Origin of the sequence: Pseudomonas sp. NPDC087614 (assembly GCF_044743485.1) — a bacterium.
GTDB lineage: Bacteria > Pseudomonadota > Gammaproteobacteria > Pseudomonadales > Pseudomonadaceae > Aquipseudomonas > Aquipseudomonas baetica_A.
The window spans coordinates 1-9,381 of sequence record NZ_JBIUWN010000122.1; the positions used below are offsets into that span (position 1 = coordinate 1).

Genomic DNA, 9,381 nt, shown 5'->3' on the forward strand with positions numbered 1-9,381 from the left:
GCATCATGGCGTGCTGGCTCCTGAAAGAGATCGGGAGCACAGCATCCAGAATCAAATGGCGGCTTTGAATGTGGGGTTCGTGGATCGGTTACAGTCATCGGAACCCGAAGTACCGGATATTTCGTGGGGCCAGGTGATTTTGCGGTAGGTGAACTGCACTTCTTTCAGGTGGGTGAAGTGCGAGTTTCCTGGATTCTGGCAGTTGTGCATTTTGTTGTTGATGGCGACATAGGTAATCATGAACGATGAATATTATCGAAGTCATCGGCTTTCGGAGTTGCATGTATCCCTTTTGCTTCTTGAGCGCGGTAATACGCCTCAATCGTCAACGATGGATCGATACGCGCTTTAACGATGCAGGGTTCTTTTTGCCACGGATATTCCTGTAACTGCTTGGCCAGAGCCTTCTGTCCGCCTGTGATCCATCCTTTCGCCGACTGTTCTCTCCATCGTCGTAGGTTGCGGCCAGTTTTTGCGTCGTGCGCGACTGTCACGGGATCAAGTTGGCGACTTTGCTCAAGCACAGGCAGGTCAGGCAGCGGCTGCGTGATATCCATGTAGCGTTGTAGACAATCCCAAAAAGCGAGTGCGTTGGCCTGATCCAGCCCCAGCGAGTGAACCTTGGTCGCCAGGCAAATTTTGTTGTCGGTATAGCGATGATGCAGCCACAGCGCGTAGTCGTGGGAGCCGAAGCCATTAGGAAGTAACTGAAGCACCGGGTCGAACTCTTCAAATGGTGCAACGAATAGCTTGCGGAAACGCCTTTTGAACCTGAGCATGCCATCAGTTCGATTAAATTCGCTGCCATCGTGCGTGCTGATTTTGCTATGAAACCACAATAATGCGTCGGTTCCGAGGGAGGCTACGAAATATAGAAAGACGCCTGCCCACAGGGCGATACTCATTGAGCTCGTATTGAATAGTGAACCTTTTAACCAATAGGTAGTAATTGCACCGGCTACAAATCCTAAGACTTGCATGTGGTGAACAAACTTATTGCCCGTCATGAATAACACTAGAGAGGTGAGCATCAAAATGGCAGTGGAAATACCAATGAACGCGCCACCCGCAGTGCCAGGGGCTCCATGTCCTAACTCTATTCCTATGGAACCGAAGACCCCAAGAGTCCAAGGTGCCCAAATGAACGAAAAACTTACGAGCTTAAGTACGAAAAGAAAATGTGGCACTTTGCTGGAGTTTTGAAATTTCCAGTGTTTATTTGTGCAGTAGGTTTCTGTGTCGTGCTCGTCTTTTTTATTCGGGGCGGCGAGTTTGATAACCTCAAATTGTGAACTGACTTCCACCTCCGGCTCTAAGTTGGCATAATTACCAAATGCTAGATGAGTGTTAAACATTCCGGTCCGGTTGGCATCCTCCGGCCAGCGAGGTGGTGGTAAAAGCTTTTTGCTATCACTTCGGTATGCTCCACTAGCATAGGTGCTATTTATATCTGTAATCATACTTTAGACTCGATTATTTCAATCTGCCAATAAGGTGGTGCGTCTTCGGGTGAAATATTGTCCGGAGGTGTTTGGCGATCCCTAATAGTGAATGGTATCCATTTTTTAGGGCTAGGTTGAGGCAGTACTAGGCTCTCTTCTGTTTCGCTGACGCTGAGTTCAAATTGAGCGCTTATTTTAAGCCCTTCGGTCATTTCGAAGCTGTAGCGTTGCAGTGGAGTGAGATGCATAACTGGAAGGCTAGGTGATAAAATGTATAACACGCTGGTCGCATCTAGTGGCAAAGCAGATATTTTTGGGCTTGCCGCGGGAACGCGATTATATCGTTTGACAGATAATAATCCAGACTTCTCCAGTCTGGTTTGGAATTCTTGCGCGATCAGTCGAAATTTTTTATCATTTTCGAACATTGACAATAACGGCGAACTGAGAACTACAGCCCAATCGTTCATGGAGCGGTTACAAATAGCGAGCGAAGCGTTGATCGCTGGTCATCACTGAACGAACTATCAGTGAGGCGCAGGAGGATCAACTGATCCTGGTCTTTAACTCGCTCAAGTACTATCGCGTCTGGATCGATTCCCTTTGCTGAAACCGCATCGGCTATCAGTTTCTTGTATTTCTCATGCACCAGTGTGTCCGTGTACTGTGGCCCAGAGGCGGAATCTGATTTAACACTCTCTGGAGAATGTAACGTGGCAAAGTCTTCTTTACATCCGGTTAGTAGCAGAGCAGATGCAAGTAATATTTTTTTTGAAGAAAACATAGTGTATCCATAAAATTTGCGCAATGTGCTAAGTCAATGCTCGCTCATTTTTTGAAATAGGTAATGAAGTCCACTCCTGATGCAAAAGCTTTCTCGATTTTGTTGCTTTGCTCTTGCAGTATCTTGCTAGGTTGGGCCCACTGCTCAAAAGGCAAAGGCTCGGACCATTCTTCAATGGATCTTGGCATGTTCCTCATCTTGTAACGATGGTCCCATTCGGAAACTAAGTAGGGAATCTTCCACCAAGTGAGTAAGCTCCCGATGTACCAAAGTGAAAGACTTACGAGGGACCTCTCACCGGCTGCATATTCTTCATGGATTTCTAAGCGTTTTGAATCGAACGTTCGACAATCTTAGTAAGTGGCCTTGCGTGGGCAGTGTTCAAACCCGCTTTCCATGAAAGTGCGAATGGCTTCCCATTTACTTAATCCATGTATGGGGGGGAGGATTCCCTGATTAATAAAATGAGTTTCGCCGCTTTTAGGATCGGTTAAAGCAATTCCAAATGTATAACTAATTACTGTCCCGCTTCAGGTGTAGCCCGTGCTTGTAGATATCCGGCTGACTAGTGTTTCCCAGTTTTGAATAATTGGACTATCGAAGTTGTTAGGGAAAATACAGACTTGTCTGCGCTGTCTGTTAAATCTGATGGGACGATTGTGTGTCTTTGCGAGAGTCGTACTAACTGTTTCGCAAAATCCCACTGCTATTGTTATCAGGTCTCCCCATGCGGCAATTGGAAGTCCGGATAGAAAGAATTCCTTGTAGTTGGATTCAAAGGTTTTCCCGTAATTGTTCAGGAACGATCCTAGTCCTGCGATGGTGGGGCCAATCACCAAACTCATGATCACCAGGAACATAGCGCCAGCAATAAACAGTTCTACTTGGAAAGGATTATTCTTATTTCTGATTCCGATATCAATGTATCGTTCGTTTATTTCTAGGATACTCCCATCGATATCCATTGGGGGCTGCCCAGTGGGCAATGGTAGCGGGGATAAAAAGAGAGCTTCGCCAGTAAGATGTTTTCGGATTTCACCTGCGTTAGGACGATTATTTTTTATTTTAAGCTCGTCATCTAAGTTTTTTGAGTTTGACTTCATGCTGGCGTCGTCGATTTTTGCGCTGCGCTTTTGTAAACAAAGGTGACAGATTTATTTCTAAAAAATACATCTATCACCCTATCACCCTATCACCCTATCACCTTTTGCTCTCTTGGTTCCTACGCCTCGTTAACTTTTTTTAAATTAGACCGGCGGTCTTGCATGCCTCAACAAACGTTGCGCCTTTTTTATCCATTGCGTTTTTTACCGCCTGATTGGCGTTTATCAATGCAGCGCTTGGTTTTGCCCATTGTTCTTTAGGCAAAGGTTGGGACCAACTATCTACTTTTTCCGGTAGAGCGCGACTTCCCTTCCGGTAGCTCCACTCGGCCAGTATGTAAGGCATTTTCCAAAAGCTCAGCACGCGCCAGATGTACCAACGTCGCAATGGCCACGGTGTGCGCTTGGGGTAACCATAATGCTCACGCTCCTTGTCCGTAAGTTTGGCCCCTTCGTCGTTCGAATTGCACATCCAGCGAGCATCATCGCGCTCAATTTCAAAAGTGTGCAGCCCTTCATAAGATTTCAGGCGATCACCTGTCGGAGTAAGTCCCAAAGCAGTTAGCATTGGGTTCGGCGTATCTACTATCTGTCCGTCTTCCATGTAGTTTCGGATTGATGTCCACATCCCTAGCGCGTGCGCGTCACTGGGCTGTGGGAGAAGAAGAAACTGCACTTTGTCTTGTTCGGCATCCTCAAGAGCCATCCCAAAAGTGTATTGGCGTGTCGCGCCATAACTGGTGATACCTTGGGTGTTTGCGACCCAAGCAACCACGCCCTCCCATGGCACCACCAGTACGCGATCAGTATTATGGTCAACGTAGCAAACTTCACGACGTTGGCGATTGAAGCGCACTGGATATTTTTTTGGAGAAAAAATTACGTCGGAAAACATTCCATATAAATAGGCTCCTATTGGTATTGCGAATAAGAGAGAAGCACTAGTCGTCACCTGTAAAAAGGTAATTAGATCAGTAAGCGGCTCAGGAAAATTTTCAGGGTAAAAAATAACGCCGGCAAGGATTACTAGGCTAGGCATTATGAATGCTGTAAACAGCGCCATCCAAATAGCCGCAGCGAGTATTTTTCCTTGCTCAACCATTCCCCAGTTGCTTCCACCTATCTCAAGGAATACGTCATTTATGGCGGAAAAGTTACGGCTAGAACCTTGTGTTTGTCCGGTGTAAACAGGTAGTGGGGATAAGAATAAGGTTTCGCTTAGTCCTCCTGTGCGAATCTCGCCCGCACAGGGTCGCTGACTTTTAATGTCCGGTGCATCTAGTGTTTCTGAAAACTGGTCACTGCGTTTGAAAATATTTTTAAACATCGACGGCCGCCAATTCTTCTTTTTTGAATATTTTAAACGTGCCTTTTCCCGCCCCGATCGGCAAGGTCTCAACAGGATCGAGTGTGTACTTGCCCTTGGTAGGGATTCGTACTCCATAGCTCGTGGTGATTCGTAAATCCTTTAAAACGAAGCAGGTGCGATGTATCAAATCGCGTTCTGCTTCCAATTGATAGCCAATGTTGAAGGCTAAAGCAAAGTCGGAAGTTTGCAAGGAGTCACTGATAGGGAGTTTGAGTGTCAGTGCTTCATTTCCTTTGCTGGCGACCATAAACCTTGTGGCCCAAGTGGCAGTACTTTCTTGCCATCGTAGTGGCGGGAGATTTGGATTGTATCCCCCTCGCATTGGAGCATCACGTTTTTGCTGGTACGCAAGTAACTGTAACTGACGGCTATCCATCTCTTTCGTGCTGATACCCGGGAGGATCAGTTTCAAATAGGTCTGCTTCTCATCGCGGATGAGTTCGCAAGTGGGCTTTTGCACCACCTTTGCCAACTCGCTCCACTCAACTTGGGTACTACGATTCTTTGTCTGGTTTCCCCATGCACTGGATTGCATCCACTTCTGCAGTTCGTCTAAATTGAAATAGTTATAAAGTCCTTCACCGATCAGCTGCAGGGCTGTACCTATTAAACCAATCAAATTGGCGCGTGCACCAATTGACACCAATTCTGGGCTTGCTTCTGCCCAAGCAAATACACGCATTTCAGTCGGTGTTTTTATTACGGTTTTAACAATAGAGCCAGTATGTTTGGCTCCCCATGTACCCGCGCCGATCAATATTGCGTCGCCGCTAATTTGTAGCGTTGAAGCGCCCAGCCCTTTGGAATCTCCTTGGGCGAGTGCTTTCGTCCACTGGATAGAGTGTTTGCGCAAATCCAGTGAAGCAGATAACACACTAAAGCCGAACGCGCCGATGCCCGCGACGCCAGCCCAGCGACCTAGTCGAGTCATCGTATTTAGCTTACCGGCCGTACTTGCCATTTCCTCAATGTGCGCTTGGAAAATCGTAACTGAAAGCCCCTGTACTGTGGCAAATCCGGCGCCAGCGATACCAACAAACGCTTCAGTAAAAGACCAGGCATCGCTCGCTGACAAGGATGTTTTGTCTTTTTTAAGTAGAGTGCTCACTGCCTCGATGAATTTCTGTCCTTGAATGATGAACAGTCCAAAAGCCAGTAAGTCTCCCTTCGACTTTAAGGCTCCGCTCAGAGGTTTATTAAAGGTTCCCGTTGATCGAAAATCTCTAACTGTCCTGTCCATTTCCGCACGTAGTTGTGGGTCTAAGCCATCGATGACGGTGCCAATTTGTGCGGGGCTGTTACCTCCCACTACTAGGGCACCACTTAGCTTTTCTTCCAGAGGTATCAGTTGTAGTTTCAGTTGGTCAATTCGCTGCTGGTAAACAGCCTCACTGCCCGCTTGGGCTGAACCTGATGATTGCAGCATCAGTTCCCGATTTCGCAGCTTATAGGTTGCGCTCAATTGATCACGCAAGCTTAGTGATTGTTCGCTGGCCTGATTGTAATTAGCGATCTCCGTGGCCGTTGCTGCCCGTAAAGTCAGGCCTTTGGTGGAGAACTCGCGTAGCAACTGCAATCGTGCGGGGCTGCCGATATTTCGTATATAGGTATTTGGGTCAATATTTTGCATTCTTTTGAATGCATCATGTGCTTTTTCCAGTTGATCAGCAGCCTTTAGTTGGGTTGCCGGGTTATACGCCTCAGTAAGCATACTTTGCAAACCGGCAAATTGAGTGCTCAATTTTGCGTAATTGGGTAGGCGTGCAGAGACCAAACTACTGAATTGATTGCCAAGCGCGTCGGCATTTACCAAATTCTCCTTCGCTGACAAAATACCAACAGCCAAATTGCTCAGGTCAACGAGTTTCTTAGCAATATCAATTTGATCTATCAGTCCTAAGGTGTCGAGTCCAGGTACGACTGTTAACAGATTCGATTCTAAATAGGTGGCGAGCTTTTCAACTGCTTTTCTATCGGGGCACATGGCTGCCACGCAGACGAACTCGGTTTTCAAACGATGCTCGATTTGGGCATCAAGATGAAAGTCGTAATACCACGCAGCCCGGTGGAAGAGTCCGTCAGTGAACATCGTCAAGCGATCTTCGCGTATTTTTCCTAGTCGCTTGCTCCAATGTGAGAGGAGATTTTGCTGGCGAGTAATAAATGTTTCCATTTCTTCTCGGTTGACAAGATTCGCGATACCGCGCTGGCCAAGATCCTTGCCATGTAAGGCCTCCCACGTTTGTAGGCTTAGCGTATTGATTGTGCTTTGGTGCTTGCGATAAAGCGGCTGCCCCATTGCATCGGTCATATCGACAAACGCCTTCGCGTAAGGATTGGTCAATGCTGCTTTTCGCCACTGAGACTCATCGCCATACACACCAGGGTCACGATGGTCGCGACGAGCCTTTAGGTAGTCGTAGATTTTTGATTGTTGTTGCTCGTTAGTTTCGTCTTTCAGCGCTTTGACGTCTGAATCTGTGCCGCTAAGGGCGGTCAGTCGTGAGGCATTAACTTCATATAAAGACTGAATGTAGGAGCCGGTAAGGTACTTTGCCTGGCATTTATCGTCGGCACTCCATTTTTCAATCCAGTCAGCTACTTTCAACTGTGCGCTGGCAAGGTCGCGCATGACACCAATGTCATCGCGCAGCACCAGAAAAAGATAATCATCCTTGTACGGGCCCTGTACCTTGCTGGTAAATGATTCTATTGCCGTATTTTGGAACTGCGGCTCATGTTCCCAGTTATAAGGTTTGCTCTCTTCTGAGTCGGCACCTTCAGGTAGCGCCTTGGCTCGGGTTTCGTTCTCAGCCACTTCGGCTAACCATTTTTTCGCCTGCATTTTGCTGAGCAGACTTTCACCTCCCTTCTCAGGGCAGACACTCGCCAATTCGACGGACTGCATTAAGCGCTTTCGTTCATCCTTGGATCTGAGAACTTGCGAGCACTTGAAGGCCGTCCATTGAATTTCCGAGTAACTGGCGTACAACGCATGATTGCGAGGGAAAACCAAGTGTGGTTCACCAATAGAGCTGGTTCGGGTGTCGCCCGATACTTCCTGACTGTTCCACAAAAGCTTGGTGATTTGACCTCTTTCGACACGGTATTCGTGCAGGTAACCAGTAGTGCCGTCGATTATGTACAAGTAGCCGTCGCGTAACAGCCGGATACCCAGCGGCTGGCTTTTCGTCTGAAATGGCATGGCCAGTTCAGCCTTCGGATCGAGATACTCAACCAGTCCAAAACGCAGCGGCAGTAGCTGCACTTTTTTCTTCGCCAATTGGCATTCACCCATGGGAACGCGGGTGTCCTTCGCACTCATGGCCATCGCTGCGGTATTAGCACTGGGTTTTGGCGGTTGTTGAGTAGTCACGATGGGCTTCCTTGTCGATCAATGGCACGTTGCTCAGCTAATTCAGCCGCGCGCTCCAGACGCTTCAATGGCGCTTCTGGTGTTGACTCCGCCAGCAGGAGAAAAATATCTGGGTGTTCAGTCACGGGTTCACCGGCCAAATACCCGAAAACGTTCGCGTAAAGTGTTATTTCCTGTTCAGAGGCAAAGCCTTGCTGATACGCATCATCTGCAATTTTCTGCGCATACTGACGACGCTCAGGCCCTGCAAAGGATGACATAAAGTCTGGAAAATAAGTCTGCAGATGCTCGCTCAACCCTGAGACGAAATTACGAAACTCGACTTCGCCTAACGCCGTGAGTTCTGAGTCCGTCAAACGATAGGTATCGGGTTCGATATTTGCGGGATCGGGGCGCTGGTGTTGATGCCATTCAGCCACCACTCCATCCGGCAGGCAGATGTGCGTAACCGGACCAAACCAGCGGGCACCTCTGGCTTGCTCCGCCAGTGCGAACAGCGGTCGCATGACTGCTGGGTCGGCGATACGTGGCATGACCTCCACACCACTGGGGTGCTCTACAGTCAGCAGATGGCGCAAGTGGCTCCAGAGTTGGTGAACATCGGCATCACTGAACAGTAAATAACCCCATTCAAGGGCTGCATGCTCGCGGAAGTACTCCAATAGCGGATCGTTGGCGCCTTTGAGAGCAATCAAATAGGGCGAGATATCTGCCAGCTCCTGCCAGCGAGTGGACTGGTACAGGCTGTAGGCTTGGTTGTCCCACTGAAACAATTGCTGCGCGAGGTTGGGAACACTGACGCCATCCAGCAGCAGATAGGCTGGGGTTTTCCACGGCAGATCACTCGGGAGCGGCGGTAGTTCGATCATTTACTGTGCCTCCTTTTGCGCGGCCAGTTTGGCGGCTTCACACACCGCACAAATCGGCTTCTTCTGCATCAACGCCTGCCGCTGCGCCGGCACCAACAACTGCCCGGCCTTATCCGCATCCGCCTGCTTCAACGGCCCCGGCAACAACGGCGCAGCGCCCGTGCCGCTACCCGGACCACCGCCTGAGTTCATATTGATCACCGGCCCACTCATGGTCACGCCGCCGCCATCGATCTTGATGAAGCTCCCACCGCCGATCAGGGTTAGCTCTGCGCCGGCCTCCATCACCACCTTCATACCACTGCTTAGGTGGATTTCCTGCCCCGCATCAATGAACTGCCCAGTGCCAATCTTGATGTGCTGGTTCACGCCCACGGTCAGGTGATCGTTGGCCCGAGCTTCAACTTTTCGGTCTTCGTAAACCGTGTGGTGTTCTTC

General features: G+C 48.7%; 7 protein-coding genes and 2 pseudogenes. All 9 read right to left on the minus strand.

All coding sequences use genetic code 11. The features are described 5' to 3' along the window. Positions 1 to 51 precede the first annotated feature (51 nt). Positions 52 to 228, minus strand: a pseudogene (locus tag ACIOWA_RS26505) (hypothetical protein); the annotation flags it as partial. A gap of 8 nt (positions 229 to 236) precedes the next feature. Continuing rightward, positions 237 to 905, minus strand: coding sequence for a hypothetical protein (locus tag ACIOWA_RS26510; protein WP_401162725.1), 669 nt, complete (start codon positions 903 to 905; stop codon positions 237 to 239). A gap of 551 nt (positions 906 to 1,456) precedes the next feature. Continuing rightward, a complete protein-coding gene (locus ACIOWA_RS26515) occupies positions 1,457 to 1,912 on the minus strand; it encodes a hypothetical protein (RefSeq protein ID WP_339434303.1) in 456 nt (151 codons plus the stop codon). Beyond that, positions 1,909 to 2,226 (minus strand): hypothetical protein, encoded by a 318-nt coding sequence (locus ACIOWA_RS26520; protein WP_339434302.1) that lies wholly within the window; start codon positions 2,224 to 2,226, stop codon positions 1,909 to 1,911. Before ACIOWA_RS26520 ends, ACIOWA_RS26515 begins: the two co-directional genes overlap by 4 nt. A gap of 530 nt (positions 2,227 to 2,756) precedes the next feature. After that, positions 2,757 to 3,329 carry a hypothetical protein gene (locus tag ACIOWA_RS26525; RefSeq protein WP_401162721.1) on the minus strand — a complete coding sequence of 191 codons (573 nt, stop codon included), beginning with the start codon at positions 3,327 to 3,329 and terminating at the stop codon, positions 2,757 to 2,759. 139 nt (positions 3,330 to 3,468) lie between these two features. Next, complete coding sequence (locus ACIOWA_RS26530) at positions 3,469 to 4,656, minus strand: DUF6708 domain-containing protein (protein WP_339434300.1); 1,188 nt, start codon at positions 4,654 to 4,656, stop codon at positions 3,469 to 3,471. Then, the gene (locus tag ACIOWA_RS26535) at positions 4,649 to 8,074 is read right to left on the minus strand and encodes a toxin VasX (protein WP_401162723.1); all 3,426 of its coding nucleotides are present in this window, start codon (positions 8,072 to 8,074) and stop codon (positions 4,649 to 4,651) included. The genes ACIOWA_RS26530 and ACIOWA_RS26535 overlap by 8 nt, the downstream gene beginning before the upstream one ends. Continuing rightward, the gene (locus tag ACIOWA_RS26540; RefSeq protein ID WP_339434298.1) at positions 8,071 to 8,943 is read right to left on the minus strand and encodes a DUF4123 domain-containing protein; all 873 of its coding nucleotides are present in this window, start codon (positions 8,941 to 8,943) and stop codon (positions 8,071 to 8,073) included. Before ACIOWA_RS26540 ends, ACIOWA_RS26535 begins: the two co-directional genes overlap by 4 nt. After that, positions 8,944 to 9,381 (minus strand): annotated as a pseudogene (locus tag ACIOWA_RS26545) (type VI secretion system tip protein VgrG); the annotation flags it as partial. It abuts the gene before it with no gap.

What these genes read in the sequence shown, in the direction of transcription:
- ACIOWA_RS26510 (WP_401162725.1), bottom strand. Translation starts at nt 905, where the DNA reads ATGAGTATCGCCCTGTGGGCAGGCGTCTTTCTATATTTCGTAGCCTCC.
- ACIOWA_RS26515 (WP_339434303.1), bottom strand. Translation starts at nt 1,912, where the DNA reads ATGAACGATTGGGCTGTAGTTCTCAGTTCGCCGTTATTGTCAATGTTC.
- ACIOWA_RS26520 (WP_339434302.1), bottom strand. Translation starts at nt 2,226, where the DNA reads ATGTTTTCTTCAAAAAAAATATTACTTGCATCTGCTCTGCTACTAACC.
- ACIOWA_RS26525 (WP_401162721.1), bottom strand. Translation starts at nt 3,329, where the DNA reads ATGAAGTCAAACTCAAAAAACTTAGATGACGAGCTTAAAATAAAAAAT.
- ACIOWA_RS26530 (WP_339434300.1), bottom strand. Translation starts at nt 4,656, where the DNA reads ATGTTTAAAAATATTTTCAAACGCAGTGACCAGTTTTCAGAAACACTA.
- ACIOWA_RS26540 (WP_339434298.1), bottom strand. Translation starts at nt 8,943, where the DNA reads ATGATCGAACTACCGCCGCTCCCGAGTGATCTGCCGTGGAAAACCCCA.